At 47.1% G+C, this 23,256-nt stretch carries 23 protein-coding genes; 8 read left to right on the forward strand and 15 right to left on the reverse strand.

Annotated features, from left to right (window positions below; all coding sequences use genetic code 11):
* Genes BGX16_RS01245 through BGX16_RS01255 form a run of 3 tightly spaced genes read right to left on the reverse strand, consistent with a single transcriptional unit; the run spans position 1 to position 2,523 of the window.
* Entirely contained in the window at positions 1-972 is a 972-nt protein-coding gene (locus BGX16_RS01245; RefSeq protein ID WP_100424430.1) for a helix-turn-helix domain-containing protein, read from the reverse strand.
* Positions 965-1,534: a Maf family protein gene (locus tag BGX16_RS01250; protein ID WP_100424431.1), complete on the reverse strand. Its 570-nt coding sequence runs from the start codon at positions 1,532-1,534 to the stop codon at positions 965-967. The genes BGX16_RS01245 and BGX16_RS01250 overlap by 8 nt, the downstream gene beginning before the upstream one ends.
* Positions 1,531-2,523, reverse strand: a complete 993-nt coding sequence (locus tag BGX16_RS01255; RefSeq protein ID WP_100424432.1) for a sugar nucleotidyltransferase — start codon at positions 2,521-2,523, stop codon at positions 1,531-1,533. Before BGX16_RS01255 ends, BGX16_RS01250 begins: the two co-directional genes overlap by 4 nt.
* 166 nt (positions 2,524-2,689) lie before the next feature.
* On the opposite strand from BGX16_RS01255, the gene BGX16_RS15160 reads away from it, so the two are divergent.
* On the forward strand, positions 2,690-2,857 hold the full coding sequence (locus tag BGX16_RS15160; RefSeq protein WP_420866603.1) for a four helix bundle protein: 168 nt from the start codon (positions 2,690-2,692) through the stop codon (positions 2,855-2,857).
* Between the two features lie 71 nt (positions 2,858-2,928).
* Complete coding sequence (locus tag BGX16_RS14415; RefSeq protein ID WP_157797800.1) at positions 2,929-3,087, forward strand: hypothetical protein; 159 nt, start codon at positions 2,929-2,931, stop codon at positions 3,085-3,087.
* A 226-nt stretch (positions 3,088-3,313) separates the two neighbouring features.
* Here BGX16_RS14415 and BGX16_RS01265 read toward each other — a convergent pair whose 3' ends face one another.
* The 5 genes from BGX16_RS01265 to BGX16_RS01285 all read right to left on the reverse strand — a co-directional run bounded on the left by BGX16_RS01265 (position 3,314) and on the right by BGX16_RS01285 (position 7,916).
* Entirely contained in the window at positions 3,314-4,291 is a 978-nt protein-coding gene (locus BGX16_RS01265) for an ORF6N domain-containing protein (RefSeq protein ID WP_100424434.1), read from the reverse strand.
* A gap of 80 nt (positions 4,292-4,371) precedes the next feature.
* A complete protein-coding gene (locus tag BGX16_RS01270) occupies positions 4,372-4,713 on the reverse strand; it encodes a hypothetical protein (RefSeq protein WP_241899391.1) in 342 nt (113 codons plus the stop codon).
* A 79-nt stretch (positions 4,714-4,792) separates the two neighbouring features.
* Positions 4,793-6,145, reverse strand: coding sequence for an IS5 family transposase (locus tag BGX16_RS01275; protein WP_198514820.1), 1,353 nt, complete (start codon positions 6,143-6,145; stop codon positions 4,793-4,795).
* A 101-nt stretch (positions 6,146-6,246) separates the two neighbouring features.
* Positions 6,247-6,870, reverse strand: coding sequence for an ORF6N domain-containing protein (locus BGX16_RS01280; protein ID WP_100424435.1), 624 nt, complete (start codon positions 6,868-6,870; stop codon positions 6,247-6,249).
* An 80-nt stretch (positions 6,871-6,950) separates the two neighbouring features.
* The gene (locus tag BGX16_RS01285) at positions 6,951-7,916 is read right to left on the reverse strand and encodes an ORF6N domain-containing protein (protein WP_100424436.1); all 966 of its coding nucleotides are present in this window, start codon (positions 7,914-7,916) and stop codon (positions 6,951-6,953) included.
* Positions 7,917-8,707: 791 nt separating this feature from the next.
* On the opposite strand from BGX16_RS01285, the gene dcm reads away from it, so the two are divergent.
* The 6 genes from dcm (at position 8,708) to BGX16_RS01320 (ending at position 14,738) form a co-directional block, all read left to right on the forward strand.
* On the forward strand, positions 8,708-9,766 hold the full coding sequence (gene dcm, locus BGX16_RS01300; RefSeq protein ID WP_100424439.1) for a DNA (cytosine-5-)-methyltransferase: 1,059 nt from the start codon (positions 8,708-8,710) through the stop codon (positions 9,764-9,766).
* Positions 9,763-11,199: an AAA family ATPase gene (locus BGX16_RS01305; protein ID WP_157797801.1), complete on the forward strand. Its 1,437-nt coding sequence runs from the start codon at positions 9,763-9,765 to the stop codon at positions 11,197-11,199. The genes dcm and BGX16_RS01305 overlap by 4 nt, the downstream gene beginning before the upstream one ends.
* A gap of 9 nt (positions 11,200-11,208) precedes the next feature.
* A complete protein-coding gene (locus BGX16_RS01310) occupies positions 11,209-11,499 on the forward strand; it encodes a hypothetical protein (protein ID WP_100424441.1) in 291 nt (96 codons plus the stop codon).
* A complete protein-coding gene (locus BGX16_RS01315) occupies positions 11,500-12,918 on the forward strand; it encodes an LlaJI family restriction endonuclease (protein ID WP_100424442.1) in 1,419 nt (472 codons plus the stop codon).
* A 16-nt stretch (positions 12,919-12,934) separates the two neighbouring features.
* Positions 12,935-13,207, forward strand: a complete 273-nt coding sequence (locus tag BGX16_RS14420; protein WP_157797802.1) for an ImmA/IrrE family metallo-endopeptidase — start codon at positions 12,935-12,937, stop codon at positions 13,205-13,207.
* A gap of 325 nt (positions 13,208-13,532) precedes the next feature.
* The gene (locus tag BGX16_RS01320; RefSeq protein WP_100424443.1) at positions 13,533-14,738 is read left to right on the forward strand and encodes an ATP-binding protein; all 1,206 of its coding nucleotides are present in this window, start codon (positions 13,533-13,535) and stop codon (positions 14,736-14,738) included.
* Between the two features lie 112 nt (positions 14,739-14,850).
* Here BGX16_RS01320 and BGX16_RS01325 read toward each other — a convergent pair whose 3' ends face one another.
* The 7 genes from BGX16_RS01325 to BGX16_RS01355 form a co-directional block, all read right to left on the reverse strand.
* Positions 14,851-15,558, reverse strand: coding sequence for a DNA alkylation repair protein (locus BGX16_RS01325; protein ID WP_100424444.1), 708 nt, complete (start codon positions 15,556-15,558; stop codon positions 14,851-14,853).
* Between the two features lie 21 nt (positions 15,559-15,579).
* A complete protein-coding gene (locus BGX16_RS01330; RefSeq protein WP_100426703.1) occupies positions 15,580-17,961 on the reverse strand; it encodes a putative LPS assembly protein LptD in 2,382 nt (793 codons plus the stop codon).
* A gap of 170 nt (positions 17,962-18,131) precedes the next feature.
* The gene (locus BGX16_RS01335) at positions 18,132-18,947 is read right to left on the reverse strand and encodes a PDZ domain-containing protein (RefSeq protein ID WP_100424445.1); all 816 of its coding nucleotides are present in this window, start codon (positions 18,945-18,947) and stop codon (positions 18,132-18,134) included.
* Between the two features lie 175 nt (positions 18,948-19,122).
* A complete protein-coding gene (locus BGX16_RS01340) occupies positions 19,123-20,184 on the reverse strand; it encodes a hypothetical protein (protein WP_241899573.1) in 1,062 nt (353 codons plus the stop codon).
* Between the two features lie 38 nt (positions 20,185-20,222).
* The gene (locus BGX16_RS01345) at positions 20,223-21,035 is read right to left on the reverse strand and encodes a metal ABC transporter permease (RefSeq protein ID WP_100424447.1); all 813 of its coding nucleotides are present in this window, start codon (positions 21,033-21,035) and stop codon (positions 20,223-20,225) included.
* A gap of 25 nt (positions 21,036-21,060) precedes the next feature.
* Positions 21,061-21,735: an HAD family hydrolase gene (locus BGX16_RS01350; protein WP_100424448.1), complete on the reverse strand. Its 675-nt coding sequence runs from the start codon at positions 21,733-21,735 to the stop codon at positions 21,061-21,063.
* Positions 21,732-23,036, reverse strand: a complete 1,305-nt coding sequence (locus tag BGX16_RS01355; RefSeq protein WP_241899392.1) for a deoxyguanosinetriphosphate triphosphohydrolase — start codon at positions 23,034-23,036, stop codon at positions 21,732-21,734. Before BGX16_RS01355 ends, BGX16_RS01350 begins: the two co-directional genes overlap by 4 nt.
* Positions 23,037-23,256: the final 220 nt, after the last annotated feature.

Consider the following 23,256-nt stretch of genomic DNA (forward strand, 5'->3'; position numbering starts at 1 on the left):
TTATCTCCTTGTAATCTTGCCATTCGTGCTCAAGCAGAAACGGCTCGCGTAGCCTTTGCGGATCGGAACCGGAATTTCCTTGCCGTTCGCAACCACCTTGCTGACTGCGTCCGGGTTGCCGATCACCAAGCAGAGTGTATCGTTATAGGCGTAAGTGATCTTCGAATATTTCGTCGTCAAATTGCCTTCACGGAGAACCTTGTTATCGTTCAAGCTGCGGTAGATGCCGACCCAAGAGGTCGAGGAATCCCTGCCCGAAATCGTAACATGGAGTTTGCCCTTTGCTTCCGGAACCGAATCTTTCTTTTCGGTTGCACGGGAATCCGAAGAGAGGAAGGTCGTCACGGAGCTGCCCTTGGCAGAAATCTTCTTTGCGCTGTCGAGAGCGGCCTGCATCGCGGAGGAATCCTGTTCCACGTTCAAGGATTCAGGCGGAACATTTTCCGCACCATCGGGAACCGTCGTTTCGAAAGATGTCGTATCGTCTTCCACGATTGCTGCCTTTTGCACGGGAGCAGGCGTCGGAGATTCCGGAGCCAACGACATCTTGTTCAAGAACTTGACGCCGGCGAAGAAGGCTGTGGCCAAGATGATAATCACAATCAGAACCGCCTTGAAGCTGTTCTTATTCGCATTGAGTTTTGTACCCGCAAAGCCTTCCGATTCAGAAGTAATGGTTTTCGGAGCGATGAACTCCTCTGAATAAGAAGAACCGACTTCCTTGGAATAGCATTCGAGGACCTTTGGCATATCGAGTCCGAGCGCCACAGCGATCGAATTCAAGTATCCTCGGACATATGCTTCCACCGGGAACTTGTTCCATTCACCCGCTTCGATTTCTTGCAAGTGTTCCAACGAAACACGGGTCTTCTGAGAAAATTCTTCCAAAGAAATTCCCTTGGATTCACGAACACGCTTCAGGTATTCGCCAAGCTTTTCGTTTGAAGCCTTTTCTTCCGCAAAATCAGACATTTGACTCTCCTAAATGATCGATCAAATCCAGGGTCTTCGCAACAGGAAGACCGACTACGTTATAAAAACAACCGTTCACCGCTTTGACAAGACGTGCGCCGATGCCTTGAATGGCATAAGCTCCAGCCTTGTCCATCGGTTCGCCGGAATTCACATATTCCTGCAAAGCCTGTTCGGTGTTGTGACGGAAAATCACATCGGTGATTTCCTTCGACGATTCCAGAATTTTCCCGTTGTGCGCAATGGCTACGCCCGAAATCACTTTATGACGGCTGCCGTTCAAAAGCTTGAGCATCGAAAGCGCCTCGCTGGGGTCTTTCGGTTTACCGAGCGCTTTGCTGTCCATGATGACCAACGTGTCGAAGCCGAGAACATATTCATTTGGAAAGCGCTTGGAGACTTCGAGAGCTTTTCCTTCCGCAAACTTCTGCGGTCTTTCCTTGGGCTTCAAGCCTTCACCGTCTTCGACAAAATTGGATTTTTCGACGCGAAACGGCACCTTCAACTGGGTGAGGATGTCAGAGCGACGCGGCGAGGCGCTTGCAAGAATAAAGGATTTCACAAAACCCCCGAAATCACTTTGGAATGGTCACCGAGCAACAGCGACCCCTTGAATCCTTTCACTTCGGAATCGCCGCCAAAAATCGAGTGCGAAATTTCAGAATCAACGAGCGTTGTGTGTTCCGAAATCACGGAATCCGCAATCTTCGAATTTTCAATGACGACTCCCGGTCCGACCGAGACGTTCGGTCCGACAAGAGAATTGCGAATCACAGCCGTTTCCGCGATATGACAAGGCGGAATTATAGTGCTGTCCTTAAAACGGGAAACGTCCTGAGGTTCAAGACCCGAAAGAATTTTCGCATTGGTCTTGAGGAAGGATTCCGCCGTTCCACAGTCGAGCCAAGAGCGAATCGGAGCCGTGCGGAACTTCGCGCCTGATTCCACCATCATCTGGAGAGCGTCTGTCAACTGGTATTCGTTGCGTGTGCGAATATCTTCGCGAATCAATTTTTCGAGCGAAGAGCGAAGAAGGGCGACATCCGTGATGTAATAGATGCCGACTAGAGCTTCATTTGAAACAAATGTTTGCGGCTTTTCGACAAGCTTTGTGATGCGGCCCGAAGAATCGGTCACCGCCACACCAAAGCGACGCGGGTCTTCCACTTCACGCGTCATCAAGACGTTTTCTTTTTCGGTCTTGAGGAAAGAGAGATCTGCATCAAAAAGCGTATCGCCTAAAATGATCAAAACAGGCTCATCATCGGTCAAGAAAGGCAAGCAAAGGGAGATCGCTTCCCCGAGTCCCTGCGGATTGCATTGCCGCACGGTACGCGCATTCTGGAAGCTCCTTTGCTTGATGAAATCTTCAACAAGTTCTCCTTTATACCCAGTAATGAAAATCTGTTCGGAGACAGGCAAGGAATCGTAGGACGCAATAATATGATCTATCAGCGTTCTTCCGGCAATAGGAAGAAGGCACTTTGGTAAAGACAAAGTGAATGGTCTAAGACGCGTTCCAGTTCCGGCCACAGGCAAAATGACTTTCATAATTACTCTAAATCTAGAATTTCTAGCTCAAGTGGACACAAGTTTCCGTAGAAAAACCCTTGAATTACCATCCCCCATCTTCTACGCTCTTGTGCGGTGCCTAGACTCTCGCGGACCCACTTCCGGGTCGCTTGCATATTTGAAGAACGCTTCTGCACCGCCTTCGATGTATATTGCGTTAAAAGAAGCGGGAGAAACCGAGTATTGGGTGGAACTGTTGTACGAGGCAAAATATTTAGAAGCAAAGAAATTCAAAATAATTATTGAGCCATGCCGAGTATTAATTCGGATGCTTAGCGCTATAACCAAAACCGCCAAAAAAACTTCCAAATAATTTCACACTACACTCTTCACACCACACATTTGTATATTTGTCTGTCGGACAACGAAACGAGGAAGCGCTATATGACTTGGCAACAGGAATTGGATGACTTGGTGTACGATGAGCGCCAGCGCACTAAAGCAGCCGAAAAGCGCGCCAGCGAGGCTGAAACTCGTGCGGATGCTGCAGAAAATCGTGCCGAGAAGTACGAGAAGATTCTCAAGGAACACGGGCTCCTTTAAGTAAGCCCTTTTTCAAGAAAATAAGCCCAAAGCCGGTCCGCAGGGGCCGGTTTTGCTGTTTTAGGTCGTTTCTTTTCAACAAAGACTTCTTTTCATTTTCATCAACAACTTCAGGAACGCGAGCAATGGCACGAGACAACTCGCGAAAATTGTCACAAGCATGTAGAGACCGCGTTCAGTAAAGGCCGTCGGATTAACAGGACTGTATTTTAGCTTGGCAAGGTGGTCAAATTTTTTGACCAGCTCCTTTTTCTGCCTGAATCTTCTGCGATTCCTTCAACACTTCGTCCAACGTGAAATCTTCCTGCGTAAAGAAAAACGTGTTCTTGCCCAAATCCTTGAGCGAAGCCCCGAAGTGGTAGGCCGTATCGTCTATGAACAAGAATCGGTCGTGCATTCCGTAACTAGGCAGAACTTGCATCGGGCAGTCGGGATATTGTTCGTTGTAAGTGGCTAGGTCCATTTCAAGGACTTTGCTTTTGTCATAGGTGTAGATTGTCACGGAAACGCCTTTTTCCCGCTTGAGCATCATGGCCAGAGTCTTCTCGGTCACGTACCTGTCGACAAGTACGATTCTTTTCTTTGCCTGGCGAATCAGGTCACAGACAAATACATAGGCATCGAACTCCTGGTTGTTGTAAAATAAGCCCTTGGTTTTGAGCTCGCCCCTGTCCATCGCCTCGAAAAGTTCGTCAAATTTACGGTCGTGGTCAAGCAGATGCTCGTCATGACCGGTCAAGCGGCAGTCCTGTTCCAAATCTTTTGCTTCTACATTTGAAAGCCGGTTTATAAAACCTCCATTTTGCAATATAAAATGACGCATCGCCACGAATGCTTTCATGATGTCTATGCTGACCCTGATGGCTTTTTCGCTATGCAGCACAGCAGAAAGCATGGCTACTCCCTGTTCGGTGAAGGCATAAGACGAATATTTGGAATGCTGTCCACGTCCAGTTTTTATGGTTCCATCTTGGCACCTTAGAGACTCTTCTTTTGTCAGCTCGAAGTAGAACTCATCGGGAAATCTGTTGGGATTTCTTTTTACGGCCCGATTAATGTACTTCGTTTCCACCCCGTAAAGCGTCGCCAAATCGCGGTCAAGCAACACCTGCTTGCCACGAATGACTTGAATCATCTTTCCGATGCCTGACTCCATAAGCGGGTTAGGTGCGGAATTATCCGTTTTTTCGGTCTTTTTAGCCATCTTCTACTCCTTCCGCCTACAAGCAAAAAAAGGCGGGGCAACGTGTTCTCGATGCAAATATACGTTCCTCGTATGTCACATTAATCTGCGTTGTCATCTTGTAATGCCAGGCTTTCTTTTTCTGCCTGAATCTTCTGCGATTCCTTCAACACTTCGTCCAACGTGAAATCTTCCTGCGTAAAGAAAAACGTGTTCTTGCCCAAATCCTTGAGCGAAGCCCCGAAGTGGTAGGCCGTATCGTCTATGAACAAGAATCGGTCGTGCATTCCGTAACTTGGCAAGACTTGCATCGGGCTGTCGGGATATTGCTCGTTGTAAGTTGCCAGGTCTAACTCGAGAACCTTGCTCTTGTCGTAGGTGTAAATAGTCACGGAAACGCCTTTTTCCCGCTTGAGCATCATGGCCAGAGTCTTCTCGCTCACGTACCTGTCGACAAGTACGATTCTTTTCTTTGCCTGGCGAATCAGGTCACAGACAAATACATAGTTGACCCTTAAAAAGTCACTTCGCGAGCGCAGGATAAGGAGGTTCGCCGTTTTTATTCACCCCTTCCCGGCAAAGGAAGCAACAGTATAGCCATTCCAACAGGACAAAAAAGCGCCTCATGGCCCTCTTGAAGTTGAACGCCGCTGCTGCAAGCTTTGCATTGAGCATGTCGCCAAAGATTCCCTTGTAGAAATTTCTGCCCATACGGTGGTCGCTTTTCAGGTGGCCGTTGATAGGCTCGATGCCTGCCCTCTTGCAAAAAAGCTTGTGAGCCTTTTCCTTCTGGTAGTAAGTCGCGTTTTTCTTCGGGACGTCCGGTATCACGATCTTTGTCGTTCCGGATTCCTTTTGTCCGCGGTAGCCTCGGTCGCATGCGGCCTGGCTCGGCCTGAATCCAAGCATTTGTTCAACATGGTCAAGCGTATCGTCTATCGTATGTCCGTCATACTCGTCCCGGAACGAGACCGCGCCGACAATGATGCCGCTGTAGCTCCGGGCGATTGACACCTTGTTGCCGAACTCGTATTTCTTGTGTTCCTTGCCCTTGCCGATGCATTTTACTTCGGGTTCGTGAAGCGAATAGACCTTGTCCTTGTCGCATTTCTTCTGTGCCAGAACTTTTTTGAAAAGCTCGATTTTTTCTTTGTACGTGTTCAACAAGTTCTTGCTGGCGAGATTTCGCTCTAATTCACGGACGAGCCGTCCCGCGATTGTCTTCAGCCTGCGATCTGCCTTGTGAGCCTTCTTGCCGTTCTTCGGGTGATTGCGGAAACGCTGGTCACGATGGACCTTCTTCAAGGTTCTCTTGTAGGACTGTCTTTGCGGAAGATCATGCTCTTCCACGATCCTCTGTACCTGTTCTATTATCTTGTTCGCAAGTTTGGCGTCTGTAGGGAACGTGATGTTCTTTTCCTGCACGGTCGTGTCAAGAAAGACCGTGCCGCATCCTGTCGGTCCTTGTTTATCGTGGTCATCGTTGACGAGGATACTTTCCTTGAGGATCATGTCCATGCCCGCTTCGCCAATCATGTGCCGGAAGTGAACAAGTTCGCTCGGGTCGCAGGGTTGCTCCGTCGAGAAGAACCGTTCTCCGCAAAAATACTGGTAATAGGCGTTTTCCTGAAACTGCTCCACGACGGACTCGTCCGATACGTTGCGGATGTGCTTCAGGATGATGAGCCCGGTCATGAGACGGATCGGCTTGTTCGGCGCACCCATTTTGTCGTCAAACCGTTTCGAAAACTCGGTCTCGAACTTGTTCCAGTCAATCTTGTTCGCGAGAACGTAGAGGGAATGCTTGTGGTTCAACTGCTCCTCAAGGGAACAGAAAAGGCTTGTCTGTGCGTGGGATTTTGGCGGTCTGTACATAAAAAATTGCAAGGTTTTCAATCATATTTTAGAAAACCTTGCAATATTTTCACAGGGTAGAAATCAGTTTTTCCCAATAGTTATGCGGGCTGGGCGGGATTTTAAGGGACGACTACATAGGCATCGAACTCCTGGTTGTTGTAAAATAAACCCTTGGTTTTGAGCTCGCCACGGTCCATCGCCTCGAAAAGTTCGTCAAATTTACGGTCGTGGTCAAGCAGATGCTCGTCATGACCGGTCAAGCGGCAGTCCTGTTCCAAATCTTTTGCTTCTACATTTGAAAGCCGGTTGACGAGGCCTCCGTTACCCATCATAAGGTGACGCAGTTGCACGAATGCCCGCATGATGGCGATGTTGACCTTGATTGCAGACTCACTTTTTAGAACCGAAGATAGCATCGCTACGCCTTGTTCGGTGAAAGCTAAAGAACGGTATTTTGTGTGCTTTCCCTTTAAATTTTGCCCCTTTTTTTCTAAGGTCGCATTTTGCGACCTTAGAAGTTGCGATTCCTCTAAAGAGAGATGTATGCAAAAATCTTCGGGAAAACGCTCAATATTGCGCTTTACCTGCTCATTTATACGCTTCGTTTCCACCCCGTAAAGCGTCGCCAAATCGCGGTCAAGCAGCACCTGCTTGCCACGAACTATTTGAATCATTTTTTCGACACCCGACTCCACGATCGGGTTTGGTACGGAATCATCCGTTTTTTCGGTCTTTTTAGCCATCTTCTACTCCAATTCGCCTACAAGCAAAAAAGACGGGGAAACGTGTTCTCGATGCAAATATACGTTCCTCGTATGTCACATTAATCTGCGTTGTCATCTTGTAATACCTGACTTTTTTTTCCCTGAATCTTCTGCGATTCCTTCAACACTTCGTCCAACGTGAAATCTTCCTGCGTAAAGAAGAACGTGTTCTTGCCCAAATCCTTGAGCGAAGCCCCGAAGTGGTAGGCCGTATCGTCTATGAACAAGAATCGGTCGTGCATTCCGTAACTAGGCAGAACTTGCATCGGGCTGTCGGGATATTGCTCGTTGTAAGTTGCCAGATCTAACTCGAGAACCTTGCTCTTGTCGTAGGTGTAAATAGTCACGGAAACGCCTTTTTCCCGCTTGAGCATCATCGTCAAGGTTTTCTCGTTTACATATCTATCGACCAGCACAATTCTCTTTTTGGCTTGGCGAATGAGGTTGCAGACAAATACATAGGCATCGAACTCCTGGTTGTTATAAAATAAACCCTTAGATTTAAGCTCGCCACGGTCCATCGCCTCGAAAAGAGAATCTATTTTGTGGTCATGATCTAAAAGACGGGCGTCTTGTTCCAAATCTTTTGCTTCGACATTAGAAAGGCGATTGACGATTCCGCCATTTTGATATAAATACTGCCGCATGGCGACAAACGCATCCATGATTGCGATGGATACATTCACGGCAACCTTGCTTTTCAGGACGGATGAAAGCATGGCAAAGCCCTGTTCCGTAAAAACATAGGGCTTAAACCTGTCGCCGCCCCAACTTGAAATCACATTTTGTGATTTCAAGTTTTCTTGTTCGTTTTTTTCCAACCGGAAACAATATCTTTCCGGAAAGCGCTCGATGTTCCGTTTGACAGCCTGATTTATCGCTCTAGTTTCAACGCCATACAACGTTGCAATATCGCGGTCAAGCAGCACCTGCTTGCCACGAACAATTTGAATCATTTTTTCGACACCCGACTCCATGAGCGGGTTAGGTGCGAAATCATCCGTTTTTTCGGTCTTTCTAGCCATCTTCTACTCCTATAAACGCAAAAAAGCCGACCTTTGCTATATAAGAACACCCAATTTTATTGGGGATATAACAAAAAGTCGGCTTTTCTAGTCGAACTTGGCTTGCAAGCGGATATTCGCTGCCGGTGCCTGTTATGGTGTAATATACAAAAAGCTGAGTAAAAAAAGGCAAGGGAACTCCCTTTTTGTCACCTTTTGACATTCCAAAAATCTATATTTCAAGGCAAATAGAGTTTTCTCTTGTTCTCTACTTGAAACTTCGACACTTTCATACACAGGGAATAAGACGGACGCTCACGTCTGCGACCGGCGCAAGCCTGTCGCATCGTTTTGGTACATGCATATTTGATAAATCTGCCTGTAGGCAAACGGCCATTTTGGGGCGTGAGTTGTTTGCGTTTATTTGTGTAGGGCAGTCGAAGGCCTCAGGTAGGTAAATGCATTCAACTCCACGCCTTTTTTATTTCCCAAAAAGACTGAAGAAATGCAGAACGGGGGTAGACTCGCTGAGTTTTGCTCTTGTCCTCTAACTGAAACTTCGACACTTTCATACACAAGGAATAAGGCAATGACTCGCCACAGCCCGTGTATTGCATGGGCGTAGTGTACCCTGGGCGTATTGTATCCGCTCGGGTTTTTGCGGGTGTATTGTATTCGTTTGAAAATGTCGCGCTTTTGGGCGAGGAGTGAGTCGGCTCCCCGCCGTTTCTTTTTGCCTGCACCCCGGCCAAGCGAATCGGCCAGAACCGCTCCCGCGAGAGTGAACTCGTTCACTTTCAACACGGAGCGATATGGCCCAGACTCGACAGAAGAAGAATGTAATCAGGGTTTTTGAAGGCTTTGCTGGTTATGGCGGAGCATCCTTTGGATTGAAAAGAGCAAAAAGAGCTTTGACGAATTTTGATTACACTATTGTTGGTTATTCAGAGTTCGATAAATACGCTTCGAAGTTATTTGACGCAAATCATCGTGACGCGAAAGGAAACCCTATAAAGAATTGGGGCGACATTACAAAGATTGATCCAAATGATTTGCCAGATTTTGATTTGTTTACGGGAGGATTTCCCTGCCAGCCATTCTCTTCCGCAGGAATGCAAATGGGGACCGAAGACCCATATGGCCGAGGGGCAATGCTTGGGCATATCATTCGAATATGTCGAGTAAAAAAGCCGAAGTACATCCTTTTGGAAAATGTTAAAGGCTTCACGTCTGGAAAGTTTAAGCCCATCCATGATCAACTTGTAAAAGACTTGATTGAAATGGGATATGGCACGACGGAAGAAAATACTTTAGCGAGAGTTGTTCTGAACTCGAAGGATTATGGGGTTCCGCAAAATAGAGAGCGCCTTTGGATGTTCGCTCAATTAGGTGGCTTGCCTAAAAATTTTGAAATGAAGCCGCCTGAAATCCAAAGTGATTTAAAAATGGCCGATTTCTTGGACAACACTCCTGAAAAATATCTCTATCTGTCTGATGAACAAATTGCTCACTTGAAGGTGAAACATCATATCGATTCTTTTGTCGTCAAAACGCCGTTGTGTTTTGATGTGTATAACAAGAAAATCAAAAAAGATGGCTATAGCATAACAATCACCCAGCCGGAACATAATAGTCTTCGTGTTATTGAGCCTCCTAAGAAATTTGGTAAAGATAAGGGCAAAGAAATTGTTCGAAAGATGTCTGTTCATGAGCAATTTCGTCTGATGGGTTTTGATATATCTCGCGATAAAAAGAATTGCGAAATCAACTTCGACGGACAATCGTATTCCCAGTTGTCTAAACGAGCAGGAAATGGTTGGGATGTTAATGTTGTCGGAATTCTTTTAGCTCATATATGGAGGCAACTATGAGACTTGACCAAGGTTCTTTGATTTTTTCTCCACAAAATGGAGAATGTCCTTCATGGGAAACAGCTCTTGGTCAATCACGAGAACCTAGAGATGATATGCCTCCGTATTATTTCAAGGCGGAAGGTTATGAGAATATGTTAAAGGGAATGTACTTTAATTCAGTCCCTTTGGCTAAAACATCTTGCGTTTTAGGTAAGAAGAAATTATTCGTCACTGCAAGCGAATCGTATTTAAATCCCGAATATCAGGAAATACAATTAGCATCAAAATTTGATAATATTATTGTTCATTTTCAAAACAATACTAAAATTTTTCGGAATACTCCAATCATTCTATTGTTAACGAAAATACAAGACGTTAACAAATCTCATTACAGGAGACGATCAATCAAATATTCTCCTCATACAACTTATGATACAATAAAAAACCAAGAATCCTTTGAAGAAATTCAAAGACATTATCAAGATCGTTTGATGTGTTATGGCTTTTTCATCGAGCATTTTGATACACTTCATTTATATTGTGTGAGCGTTGATGATAATAGTTATACTTATTCTAATTTGAGCTTACCTCAAACGGAATGGACAGATTGGGCTGATTGGGAATTAAAAGAACGCAAAAAAAATCAGAACGAAATACTTGCAAATTCGTCACAAGAAGATTCTATTGTCGAACCACCATCACAAAATCAGTCCTTCACCCCCTCCCAAATCATCTACTACGGTGTTCCGGGGTGCGGCAAGAGCAACAAGATCCGGGAGCAACTGAAGGACGTTCCTGAGAAGAACAAGGTTCGTGTCGTGTTTCACCCGGAATACTGCAATGCGGATTTCGTGGGGCAGATTTATCCTTACGTAAAGCCGGATAACGGCGGTGTTGAATATCGCTTTAAACCGGGTCCGTTTGCGGAAATCGTGCGTAGGGCCTATCGCAATCCTGCGGAGCCGTTCTTCTTGGTTATCGAGGAAATCAACCGCGGCAATGCGGCCGCTATTTTTGGGGAAATGTTCCAGTTACTGGACCGTATACGCCCGGAAGATGGCCCTGAAGAACTCTCGGGTAACGTCTATGACACAGGTTGGAGTTCTTACGGAGTTACAAACATTGATGTGAACGCGTATGTTCGCCAGAAAAGTACGGATAATCCGGAAAAGATTGAATACGACGATTCCATCCCGTACGGCGACAAAATAAAGTTTATCAACAATACTGCTGTGCGCTTGCCGCCGAATCTTTCTATTTATGCAACAATGAACACAAATGACCAGAACGTGTTCACGATGGATAATGCGTTCCAGCGCCGTTTCAAGTCAAAGATGATTCGAAATGTTTTGGACGAAAATTCCGCCCAGTACAAGACCGAAATTGACGATACAGGCGTTTACTGGGGTGATTTCCGTAAATGGATAAACGAAAAGATTCTATTGCCATAGACGGCTGTTTTGAAGGCTGATGACAAGTGTCTGGGCGGTTGGTTCATCACAGGCGAAAAAATCGGCGGCGTGGACAAAATCAAGAAAGAAGACTTTGCGGAAAAGGTTCTCAAGTATCTGTGGGACGACGTTTTCAAGCGCAACAAGTCTGGCGAGATTTTCGTCAAGGATGATAAAGTCAACTCCCTTTCGGATTTGATAGACGCTTTTGAAACGTCCGTCGGATTTGAGTCCTTTGAAAAGATTTTCAAGATGAATGACGTGGATAAGGCAAAGTTGCAAAAGCAGGCGAATACCTAAATGACAGCACTTGCACAACATATCGCAGAACCCGCACCAAAGGCTTTCACGTCTTTTGCGGATTTTTGCGTGTATGATGCTTGGCGTTCAAGTGACGAAAAGAAGGACAAATCGTTTGTTGGGATAAAGATTGAGGATAACCGCCCCAAAATCTATTTCCCGATGGGGTATCGCGCATCAAAGCCACCCGAGGATGTTTGCAAGCGGGATTTCTACCAGCTTATTGCTGTATTGAACGATAAATCCCTGCAAAGCTATTTCTCCGAAGAAGACTTGAAAAAATTCCAACTGGATTTCCCGTTCTACGCGTATCTTTCGGTATTGCAGTACTATCTCGATTTCGGCTACTTTGTGGAATCCGAAACGATTTACAAGAAGGGTTTCTCCGGCAAAATCAGCTGGCCGCGAACAATTAAAAGAATTAAGCCGCAGGTTGTCAAAGACGAAGAAGGTCACGATCAAGTTGTATATCTAAACTTGATTACTCGCAATACGAGTTACCGCGAAGACAACCTGATAACGCTCGTCCACAAGTTTTGTGTTAAAGAGGCCGCTCAACTGATTGGTCCGCTTTACGGAATTTCAGAAGACGAAGTCGAAGAGCCGGAACTTTTGTTCGACTATGAACTATTTGCAGAAGTGATTCAGGATAAAATCACAGCGACTTTCAACGATAAACATTTGGAACTTTTTCATGCGATGCTGAAAATGGTTCGCTATTTAGGGAACAGGGATAATCGTGGCGAAGATGGTAGTGAAAACGAGCCGTTATTCGGCGTAAATACCTTCGCCCCCGTGTGGGAAGCGATGGTGGATAAAATTTTCGGGAAGTTGCCGCAGGGTGTCGCCAAGGATAAATTTAATCCGCATTGTGAATGGGATCTGAGTTCTGGAGCCCGCGGATACGAAAATCCCACTTATGCAATGCGTCCCGATACGATTATGTGGGATGAGGAAGGCAATCGTCTTTATGTTCTGGATGCCAAGTATTATAAGTTTGGCGTGACTGGTTCTGCATCAGATTTACCGTCTTCGGGTTCGATTTGCAAGCAAATTGCTTATGCGGAATATGTGGAAACACATTGGAAAGAAATTTTAGGCGTGGATTCTATCGTTCTGCCAAAGCCTATCTACAATGCGTTCCTACTGCCGTATTGTTTTGATGCCGACAACTCTCAATTACCGCCGGACGACGGCTTTGAAACGCGTCCTTGCAAGATGCGCTTTATAGGCTTTTGCCATGGGAACTGGAAGAATCTTGATGCAAGGCCGGGCGAAGTCGATTATCGTTCTTACCACCGAATCGCGGGAATTTTGCTGGATGTAAGGTCGGTGATGAAGAACTATGGAGCGTTTGGTGAGGCTCAAAAGACGTTGGCGACGTGTATTTTGAGGGAAAACTCGAATTGTTGTACATGAATGCTTCCATTGGTTATTGCATCAATATTATTTTTCTAAAAATGACTCCGATGCGGTTCATTCATGTAGCAAAGACTCATTTACAATTTTTGGTTGCTCCGAAGACGATTCTGCGATAAATATTCTTGAATGGCAGGCAAACTATGCTGCCGCATGTTTCTTGATGCCACAAGAGGATGTTTCGCAGGCTTTTATTAAACGTTTTGCGTTTAAAGGGCTTTCCTCAGAAACCGCTAGAAATGAAGCGCTGGGTGAATGCTCATATTTCTATGTTGGCGAAGCAATTTGATGTCGCCATAGAATATGGGAGCGATGTGGAATTCGCGTAGATGGAAATTTTTTATTCTATTTGTTAGAAATTAGCGAACAGCAAACGGTAAATGTATGAAACTAGACAAGTATGCTATTGTAGCCAAATTGGACGTGAGCATTCGTCTTATTCTCAGTGACTTTTGAAGTGGTGAATTTCTAGGTTTGAGAATAAATTACCACGCCATATTCGCAAAGGCCTGAAATATGCTTGGAAATACGGAAAAACGAGCTTTGCGGTCATTTGCTGACGGAGAAACGAAATACTATTTCACATCTCCTTAAAAATTATGTATGTTTAGAGCATGATCAATCGCAAAATAGCCCCCTATATCCAGTCCCAGATGGCTGAATACCCTTCTGTCACCTTGTTCGGCCCGCGTCAATGCGGAAAAACGACGCTTGTTCGCGCCCTTTTCCCAAACTACGCATATGCGAACCTAGAAGATTTTGCCACCCGTGAATTGGCGTCGAAGGATCCCGACGAGTTTTTCACAAGGTTTCCCGCTCCGGTCATCATCGACGAAATTCATCGGATCCCATCCCTGTTGGGGCAGGTTCAGGTGCGTATCGACCGAAACCCTCTCAAAGGGCAGTTTTTGCTTACGGGCAGCAACCAAATTTCGGTAAAAGCATCCGTAGCCCAGTCTCTAGCTGGCAGAACGTCCATTATCGACATGCTTCCTCTGTCCATCTCTGAAATAGAGTCGGCAGGGATTATGCTGGAGCGCGACGATCAGATTATTGCTGGTGGAATGCCGTTCCTGTTTGCTGAAAGCGGACACGCTCCGTCCGATTACTACAGGAATTATGTGAACACCTACGTGGAAAGGGACATCGCGCAACAGGCGTCCGTTCGTGACCTATCCAAGTTTTTCAATTTCCTGAAACTGCTGGCAGGACGTACTGGGCAGTTGATGAACAGTGCAGCAATCGGGGCCGAAGCGGGCGTTTCAGGTAAAACTATTTCTGCATGGCTTTCGCTTTTGGAAGCCTCGCATATTGTCTATGTCTTGAAGCCTTGGTTTACTTCTAGGACTAGCCAGGTTGTCAAAAGTCCCAAGGTTTATTTTTGTGATACGGGACTCGCCTGTTATTTGTTAGGGATAGAGACTCCAGTTCAACTGCAGCGAGATCCGATGCTAGGAAAGTTGTTCGAAAATCTTGTTTTGTTAGAAGCCCTGAAAAGCAGATTAAATAACGGCTTAGAGCCGAACCTGTATTTTTTCAGGAACAGCAATGGGCTGGAAGTGGACCTTATTCTTTCGCGCAAGCAAGGGCTCGATCTATTCGAAGTCAAAAGCGGCAAGGCTTTTGACCAGGATTTCAGCAAACCCATGAAAAGTTTTTCCGAGAAGTACGCAAAGCATCTTTCCCAAAATCCGCCGACAATCGTTTATAGCGGAGACGGCGCGGAATCGTTTATGGGAACTCGCTATGAAAACTTCAAGTCTGTTGGGGGCTTGTTCTGCGAAAGAGAGGAAAAATTTAGGCTACAGTTTAAACACTGATGGCCCAGTTTTTAATTCGATATTCGTCAAATATTGTCGGTTGCAAAAGCGACTCATACGAATTGGCTACACATTTTAAAAAATCGGTCTATCCTTTTTGGGGTCCAGTTTTTCATTTGTACGTTCGCAAAAGAGCTTTTTCTTTTGCAGCAATACGGTAACTTTCGCAAGCCTTCTGAATCGTCTTCGCATGAATCCACGGTGAAAGTTTTTTCTTTTGAATATAAGGCAGCGCCACGTTCCATTGTTTTGCAAGTGCCGTGGCAAAGTACCAGGCGACGACCATTTGAACGTAATAACGGTCGGCACCTTCAAAACGGTTTTCATCCACAGTAGCGACGCGCTTCAAATGTTCCTCGCGAAAGCGCTCGTCTAAAAAGAACGCCATCAGCATATTCACGCCGAAGCGCACCGTGTAAGCCTTATCGGACTTGAGCCATTCCAAAGCTTTCGATTCAAAACGGGTCGTATCCTTTAAAAGCGCCTTAGGAGATTTTCCGTCGCAGACCGCCCAGTTATCGATATACGGCAAAAAGCTTTCCACCTGCCGCAAGCAGGTTTCAAAGTCGCAAATCTTTTCCACAATGAACAGGTGAATCTGATTTTCTTCAAAGTACCGGTGCGGAAGGCTTTGCAAAAACTCTTCCACTTCGGCGGGCGAAGCGTTTTTCGAAAACTCCTGGGCGAGTTTCCGAAGTGTTGGAACGCGGACTCCGATAAAAGTTTTTGGGTCAATGCCCGGAAGCAACGCCGTGTGAAATTCACGGTACTTCAAATCCTGTTCCGCAAGCAAACGTTTTTCAAGTTCCGTCCGCGTCATGGAAGTTCCCCACCGCCAAAATTAATCTTCCGTACTCGAAGCGTTCAGTTTGATATCCGGCAAGTCCTTCACGTACACGGTAAAGCTCCAGCCCGCAGCAGGGCCCGTCGGAGTCCAGGTGAAGTCAAGCTTCCAGCAATGCAAGGTTCTATCGAAAGTAAATTCATGGGTTGCAAAACGGCCTTCCGTGTAACTGTAGCGCGTCGAATATGTCATTGACCAGTTGGGCGTCGGATGCAAAGACGCGGAAATTCCTGTAGAATGCGAAATGTTGTCCTTGAAAACCTTTTTACCGACGCGCGTACTGGAGAACGAATAGCGGTAATCAAGACTCGCCGACCAGGAATCCTTCTGGTACTTTCCCATTTGCGAAGCAAGGCCCGAGTTAAAGTCGCCCGACCAGTTGAAACTCTTGGAAAGATCGTAAGCCCAATAAGTCAGTTCCGGGAAGCGGACCTTATTCGGATCCTCTTCATACTTGTGATAAACACTGTGACGGGTGCGAATGGTGAACATGTAATTCGGGAGCACCTGAAACCCAAAGCTCGAATTGATGTCCGACCAATGGAGAGAATCTGCGGCAAAGTTGTAAGACGTCGAATGCGAAGTTGTAATCAGGCGGCGGGTGCCGTAAGTATCTTCCGTTTCCGTTGTATCCTTGCCGTCTTCCGAAGCCTTCTTTTGCCCAAGCGTTTTCAAATACTTGATATCGAAATCGTTCGAAATCGAGAAGCCGAGCGATTTCTGTTCAATCTGGTAAGGCGTCTGGCCAAGAAGCGGGTGCTTCACAAAGTACTTGTTCGTGTCGAGTTCCGGCGCATAGGTGTACGAAATACTCGGAGAAAGCACATGGCGCACACCGGTAAAGCGTCCGATATTTGGCATCCAAATTCCATACAGCTTAGTATCAGCGGTCAAACTGTAATTGTGGTTGTAAAAGAATTCACCATATTCATCGTTTTCCGGATTCCAACCGCTACGCTGCTTGCGGTACTTTGCAGAATCTTCCGGATTGATCCAGCGGTTGCCCGTCCACATGCCGGTGAAGGTAGCCTTCGGCGTCAAGTTAATCACATCAAAGAGAGATGCGGAATAGTCCACAGAATACGTTCCCGTGTAGCCCGTATACCAGACGGCGGTATCTATATTCCGCACCGTATCTGCTGCGATGACTTCATAAAGGTTGAAACGGTTCGAGAACGAGTAGTTGAACTTGTCTAGCCAGGATTCTTCCGAAGCGACTTCATCATCGTCGTCTTCAAAATCAAAAAGTTGACCGCTCATGCGGTACTGGATGTCCGGGATCTGGCGTTCCTTGTATCCCGTCGTCAAGTTGTAGTTCTGCAAGAGTTTCACCGTCAAACTCTTGTTCGATCCGAACTTGCCCGAATACGTCATCTGGGCGTTTGCCTGCTGATCCAAGATCGTTTCCGCATCGGTACCGTTATCCTGGCGAACGCTCTGATCCGAAACAAAAGAACCTGTACCGGAAAGGGTATGTTTTCCGTCGGGCGTCAAATTCTGATTGTGGTTAAAGCGAATGTCATATCCACTGTTTGCAAAATCAAACTGTTCAAGGTAACTCGTATAAGAAATGTTTCCGTCCAAATGGTAGCGCCATTTATAGCGGATCGATTCCGAAAGCGTCGTCTTTTCAAAGTTTGCCGAAGAACCTTCGATCACATCGGCCGAAGTCGTCGCGTCCCAGTAATCGTTCGGCGCATAGTAAAAGCCCACATTCTTGATGTAAAAACCCTGGACCTGGTCACCGCCGAGCTTAGGCGTCAAAAGTCCGGAACGCCTACCGCTCTTGAGCGGCGCCACGATCATCGGAAGCACCGCCACCGGAACATCCGCAATGTTCAGCACGACAGGTCTTGCCGTCACACTTTCCTTCGGCTTCACCACCATGCGTCTACCGTAGAAGTAATAATGCTGGTGCGTCGTATCGTCACAGGTACTAAAGTCGCCACGGGCAATCAAAAGTCTTGTATCCGGAAGGCGGCGAACCTCCACGCCGTTTAGCTGATTGTTGTCCTGGAAGGTCGTCGCATAATAGATTTCCCCCACTCGGGACTTCATATTGTACTTCATGCGATAACCCGCAAGCGACGGATTCTTGGTTTCACGGAGCACCGGATTTCCGCTTGCCTGCAAAACCTGATCTTTTTGATTAAAAAGGATCGTATCCGCATCGAGAGTCGCCGTGCGATATTTCAGCTGCGCCTTATCGTTCAAATTGAATGTGGACGTTCCCACGTCATACTGCAAATCAACCGCATGGTATTCCACCGTATCGGTTTTTGTCGTATCGTTTGAAGATCCGAACCAATCGCCATCCGTCGTATCCGTCTCTGTGGAATCAGCGGGATCGGGCCTTTCCGGCAAATCAATTGGCGTCATTTCTTGCGCCGAAGCGAAAGACGAAAAAACAAGTGCGAGCCAAAACAAGCACTCTAGAATTCTTCGCTTCAACGTGTTCTTCATCACACGGCAATTATAGAAAAGGAAAAGCTCCTGTTTTACCAGGAGCCTCTTCTAAAAAGCCTTAGAACAGACTAAGTCAAAAGAACTTAGCGGAGTTCCGCTGCCACTGCGGAAGCGGCACCGTTCTGTTCAATGTGAACAATGTAACGGCCGGAAGCCGCATTCTTGCCGTCCCATGCGAGGGACTGCGAACCGGCCTTCGCATCTTCCTTCAAAAGGCGAGCGGCTACTTCACCGTTCGCATTCACAATGCGCACCACGGTAGAGCCTTCTGCACGCAGGTTGATCGCGACCTGTTCACGGTCAAAGGCATTCAAGGAGCCCGCGGCACGCACACTGCGGTTCTTCACCTGCGGAGCGACTTCTTCTTCAGCCGTTTCCACGGAGACCACGGAAAGATCGGAAGAAGAAACCTTCATTTCTTCCTTCACCACGTGACCATGCTGCATCACCGAAAGAAGCTTCTGATTCCTGGAAAGATTTTGAGAAGCGACTTCCGCAATTTCGTCCGAGGAATAGCTGTTCTGATTTTCGCCATACCAAGCTTCTACTTTGGACGCATCCACGTCGTTCACCGAAATATTTGCACGGCGAAGCGTTACTGTAAAAGTTTCCTTTTCACGGAGTACGGAAAGTTCCACAGGTCTTCCGACCGTTCCGCGGAGCACTTCCTTCGAAGCATCGATATCGTTACCGGCTATCGAAACACCGTCCACGGCAATAATGCGGTCTTTTGATTCAAGACCCGCTTCTGCTGCCGGAGAACCCGGAATCACGTCCGAAACGAGAACGCCTTCGTTCACCGCATAAATCGTAACACCGATACCGCCAAAATTTTCACCTGCCATAGCTGGCAAAGCAAGCATGGCCGCAAATAAAGAAGCGTTTACAAAACTTTTCATAGATTTCCTCGCTGAGATATACCTTAAATATATAATAAAACGAGTTAAATTGAATACATCATTATTCGCATATAATAGACTTCCGGTTCAGGAAACTCGAATTCGAAAGCCGCCGTCATCGAAAACCGCCGTATAAGCTTCTGGTCACTCAACTAAGCTCTAAGCTCTGAACCCCTCACTCCTCGTACTCGTATTCGTCTTCATCCGAGTCGTCGTATTCTTCATATTCGTCGTTTTCGTTCGGCAAAATGATGAGTCCGAGCGTCACCGGTTCGCCCTTTTCGTCCAAGAAGCCCTCCAAGTAAAGGGTCGTCGAAAGGCGGATCAGGCGAAGGTCCATCATCGTTCCGCCGTCGTGAACACTTTTGGAACCATACGGGATGAAGAGAAATTTTTTGCGCACAAATTCAAATCGGTTTTCGTCAAAGTTCCAACTCCAGCTCGTTTTGCCGTCTTCGGAATCTTCGTAATCGCAGACTTCCTTGTCGATGTCGCATTCAAAGGAAGCATTGCCCTGGTAACGCTTGTTCCATTCCGTGCTAAAAGCGCAGGTCTTAATACTGTGTCCACCGTTCACTTTGGAATTCAACTTGTCGTTGATCGTAACGATGTCCATCTTTTCGTTCTTCACCTGGTTCCAGACGTCGCGCAAAATAATATAGCTTTCAATGCCCTTGGGGCAGTTGCCCGTGCGATTCACTTCTTCGTGGGTCGCTAAGAGCTTTTGCTGCAAATCGATGTCCACCGCCATCGGAATTTCGACTTCCTTGATTTTTTCAATCACCTTGCGCGGAGGAACGGCAATAATCTTGTCGTCCTTTTTCACCAGGTAGCCGAGTTCATCGCGGACCATGTTCAAGCACTGTTGCACGTGAATGCCCACGGTATTCGACGCGGCACTCACAAAGTCCACGCCGATTTCCAAATTCCATTCGCCAGCCTGAGACGTATTCTTGTCGAGCTTGCAGTAAGCTTCTTCACGGATACCGTCGATGTAAATGATCTTCGCCTTGAGCTTCGTGAGCATTTCGCCTTCTTGGTCCAGGCGTTCTAAGCTCCAAAAGTTCGGATTCTGGCGCAAAAGTTCGGAAAAAGCCTTGTCACCGTCCAATGCAGGCAACAACGAATCGTTCCGCGCATTCTTTTCTTGCAAAAGTACAGAATATTCCGTCGTAATATCTGGATTGTTAAAAAGCGAATGCGTCGCCGCGAAAGCGGAAACCGCGCCCAAAGTCATTACTGCCAAAGCCAAAAATCGCATCGTCTATCCTACAATCAATTTGCACCGAGAAGCTTCTGAACTCCCCAGTTTGCCACATACAGCAAAACGCTAAAGAGAATAATCGTCGGTCCCACCGTCAAGTTCCACACATAAGAAACCACAAGTCCCGCAAGCGAAAGCACCACCGAGAAAAGGCACGAAAAAAACATCATCTGCTTCAAATTTTTGGAATAACTCTGCGCTACATAAGCGGGAATCGTCAGAAGCGCAATCACAAGAATTAAGCCCACAGTCTGTACCGCCATCACCACCGTGCAAGCGATCATCGCCATCAACAACATATACAGGCGAAACACCGGAATTCCACGCACACGGGCAAATTCCGGATCATGCGACACAGCAAGAAACTGTCTAAAAAAGAACGCGGATACCGCTAAAATCAAAGCGGTCAAAATGCCCATGCCCCACAGAAGTTCATGCGGCACAGTCAAAATGCTGCCGAACAGAAAGCTCGTCAAATCGCCGCTGTAACCGGGCGTTAAATCCGTAAGAATCACACCGGCCGCCATACCCGCCGCCCAAATCACATTGATCAGCGTATCGGAACGTTTGCGGTCGATCCAAGTCAAATATCCCATCACGAGCGCACACACAAGCGCCATGCCGAGCGCACCGAGCATCGGTGAAAATCCTAAAAAACAGGCAAGCCCTATTCCACCAAAAGAAGCGTGCGCCACACCGCCCGCCGTCCCCGCGATTTTATTCACCACCACATAGGATCCCATGACCCCGCAAGAAATTGCAACGAGAACCGCCGCAATAAAAGCGTTCTGCATAAAATCCATGGAAAGCATTTCTTGGAGCATAAGCCTTAATTTAGAAAATCGGAACTTAGCCGAGTAATTTCAAAAGATCCATCAGGTCCGGAATGCGGAAATCCGTAAAACTGCCGTTTTCTTCGGATATCGGGTTCACCCACACCGTTTTCCAGCCGCGGTCATGCGCCGGGCGTAAATTGTGCAATGCGTCGTCGAGCAGCACAATCCGACTCGGATCATCGCCTTTTTTCCAAAATCCGTCGTATTCAAGAACCTTTTCCATCGTTTCGTAGGCGCTCACCTGCGGTTTACCATCCCAGTTCATGTCTTCCAAGCCCACGATGCGTTCAAAGCAGTCGAGGATTCCCATTTTAGAAGAGCCTTTACGACTCCAGTCGGAACGCCCATTTGTAAAAATGTATTTAGGACCTTTGAGGATTTCGAGCAAAGCTCTCTTCTGCGGCGCAAAATCTGGGTAAACGAGAGTTTCGGGCTGATGGATAAAGTCAAAGAAGTCGTTCGGCGTAACCCCGTACACGGCGCGAAGCCCTGCCAAAGTGGTACCGTATTCCTTCCAATAGCGCTTGCGAATTTCTTGAGCGTGATCGTAATCGATGTTCGCCACCTGTTGTACGTACAGCGCAATGCGACGGTCGAGCGAATTCAAAACAGCACGTTCCGATTCCGCGTAAAGCGTCAGATCATAATCAAACAGCCAAATGCGATCCGTATCGTTTGAAAGAATCATTGCACAAGACCGCTGATTTGACGTGCAAGGTAAGAAGCGTAATTGTCCGTCATGCCGCTCACAAAATCGAGCACCTGGTGATAGGCTTCAAGCGGTGTCACCGTCTGGCCGATTTTCGCCTGGCCAATCAAGCGCACAATGCGAGACGCACGGTAAGAAGATTCGCCGTACTTACGGAATTCATAGACACCGCTCACAAAGGCGTCAAGCACCGTGCTGAGCGTCGTATAGCTACCGACTTCAAGCTCCGTTTTTCTGCGGTCCGGGTAAATGCGTTCCCGGCCAAGGCGCTTTGCCACACGAATACCATCCACCGCATCGGCGTCCGCCAAATCAAGCAACGAACCCTTGAGTTCCCCGTTCATGATTTCTTCATAATGGATAATGAAGGCGCGGACCACGGCATCAATCAGGTTCTGAATGGCAAGTCCGCGCACGCTCGAAAGGAAGTCGCGGAAGTTCTGACCGTTTTCATTGTATTCACGGTCTATGTCCACCTGCGGGCCGCAGAGATATTCGAACATGTTGCGCACATCGGCAAACTGCAAAATGCCGAGTTCAATCGCATCTTCCACGTCCAAAATGCAGTAGCAAATATCGTCCGCCGCTTCCACGAGATAGCTCATCGGATGACGCATCCAAATGCCATTTCCGACTTCCGGAATGCCGAGCACATTTGCCATTTCACGGTAATCATCCGCTTCGGTCTGGAAAAGGCTCGTCGGAATGCCATAGCAGGCAAGGCGCGGATACTTCATCATCGATGAAACCGTCGGGAATGTAAGGCGCATGCCACCGTCTAAAAAGTGATATTCGAGCTTCGAAAGAATACGAACGCCTTGCGCGTTGCCTTCGAAGTTTTCAAAGTCCTTCATTTCGCGGTCGCTAAACTCCCTGAGCGGTGCGGATTCGCGGTTTTTGCGGAACCAGTCGCGGATAGCCGCTTCCCCGGCGTGACCGAACGGCGGGTTTCCAATGTCATGCGCCAAGGCGGCGGACTGGGCAATCGTTCCGAGAAGCGAGGCGTTAAAATTCCTGGGAAATTCTTTCGGCATTTCGTTGAACACCGAAATGGCAAGGCTGCGCGCGACGCTCGAAACTTCGAGCGAGTGCGTTAAGCGGCTGTGAACGTGATCGTTGACAGAGAACGGGTGAACCTGTGTTTTACGGCCCAGGCGACGGAAAGCCGTCGAAAAAACGATACGGTCAAAATCACGGTGAAAGTTGGAACGGTTCGGGTCACGGCTTGCCGGGTGACCGTAGCGCGTTGCAGAAAGAAGAGTTTCCCATTTCAGAATCATGCGTCAAAAATAGCAATCCAAGCTTGACCGCGTGATTCATCAGGCCTTTTCCGCTGCCCGAGCCGAACATAAAAGCAAGCGCAACCAAACGTCTTAAAAATTTCTTGTGCAGCACCTTCAATTCTTGATTTCGACTGAATCTTTTTTCAAGCCACCCTCTTCAAATTCGCCTAAATTCCTGCGCCACCGCTTGAATTCAAGCCTGCAATCGCCAAAGCCG

It is taken from the genome of Hallerella succinigenes (assembly GCF_002797675.1).
Taxonomy (GTDB): Bacteria; Fibrobacterota; Fibrobacteria; order Fibrobacterales; family Fibrobacteraceae; genus Hallerella; species Hallerella succinigenes.

Coding starts and splice junctions, on each gene's coding strand:
- BGX16_RS01245 (WP_100424430.1), bottom strand. CDS start 972: ATGTCTGATTTTGCGGAAGAAAAGGCTTCAAACGAAAAGCTTGGCGAA.
- BGX16_RS01255 (WP_100424432.1), bottom strand. CDS start 2,523: ATGAAAGTCATTTTGCCTGTGGCCGGAACTGGAACGCGTCTTAGACCA.
- BGX16_RS15160 (WP_420866603.1), top strand. CDS start 2,690: ATGTATATTGCGTTAAAAGAAGCGGGAGAAACCGAGTATTGGGTGGAA.
- BGX16_RS14415 (WP_157797800.1), top strand. CDS start 2,929: ATGACTTGGCAACAGGAATTGGATGACTTGGTGTACGATGAGCGCCAG.
- BGX16_RS01265 (WP_100424434.1), bottom strand. CDS start 4,291: ATGGCTAAAAAGACCGAAAAAACGGATAATTCCGCACCTAACCCGCTT.
- BGX16_RS01275 (WP_198514820.1), bottom strand. CDS start 6,145: ATGTACAGACCGCCAAAATCCCACGCACAGACAAGCCTTTTCTGTTCC.
- BGX16_RS01280 (WP_100424435.1), bottom strand. CDS start 6,870: ATGGCTAAAAAGACCGAAAAAACGGATGATTCCGTACCAAACCCGATC.
- BGX16_RS01285 (WP_100424436.1), bottom strand. CDS start 7,916: ATGGCTAGAAAGACCGAAAAAACGGATGATTTCGCACCTAACCCGCTC.
- dcm (WP_100424439.1), top strand. CDS start 8,708: ATGGCCCAGACTCGACAGAAGAAGAATGTAATCAGGGTTTTTGAAGGC.
- BGX16_RS01305 (WP_157797801.1), top strand. CDS start 9,763: ATGAGACTTGACCAAGGTTCTTTGATTTTTTCTCCACAAAATGGAGAA.
- BGX16_RS01315 (WP_100424442.1), top strand. CDS start 11,500: ATGACAGCACTTGCACAACATATCGCAGAACCCGCACCAAAGGCTTTC.
- BGX16_RS01320 (WP_100424443.1), top strand. CDS start 13,533: ATGATCAATCGCAAAATAGCCCCCTATATCCAGTCCCAGATGGCTGAA.
- BGX16_RS01325 (WP_100424444.1), bottom strand. CDS start 15,558: ATGACGCGGACGGAACTTGAAAAACGTTTGCTTGCGGAACAGGATTTG.
- BGX16_RS01330 (WP_100426703.1), bottom strand. CDS start 17,961: ATGACGCCAATTGATTTGCCGGAAAGGCCCGATCCCGCTGATTCCACA.
- BGX16_RS01335 (WP_100424445.1), bottom strand. CDS start 18,947: ATGAAAAGTTTTGTAAACGCTTCTTTATTTGCGGCCATGCTTGCTTTG.
- BGX16_RS01340 (WP_241899573.1), bottom strand. CDS start 20,184: ATGACTTTGGGCGCGGTTTCCGCTTTCGCGGCGACGCATTCGCTTTTT.
- BGX16_RS01345 (WP_100424447.1), bottom strand. CDS start 21,035: ATGCTCCAAGAAATGCTTTCCATGGATTTTATGCAGAACGCTTTTATT.
- BGX16_RS01350 (WP_100424448.1), bottom strand. CDS start 21,735: ATGATTCTTTCAAACGATACGGATCGCATTTGGCTGTTTGATTATGAT.
- BGX16_RS01355 (WP_241899392.1), bottom strand. CDS start 23,036: ATGATTCTGAAATGGGAAACTCTTCTTTCTGCAACGCGCTACGGTCAC.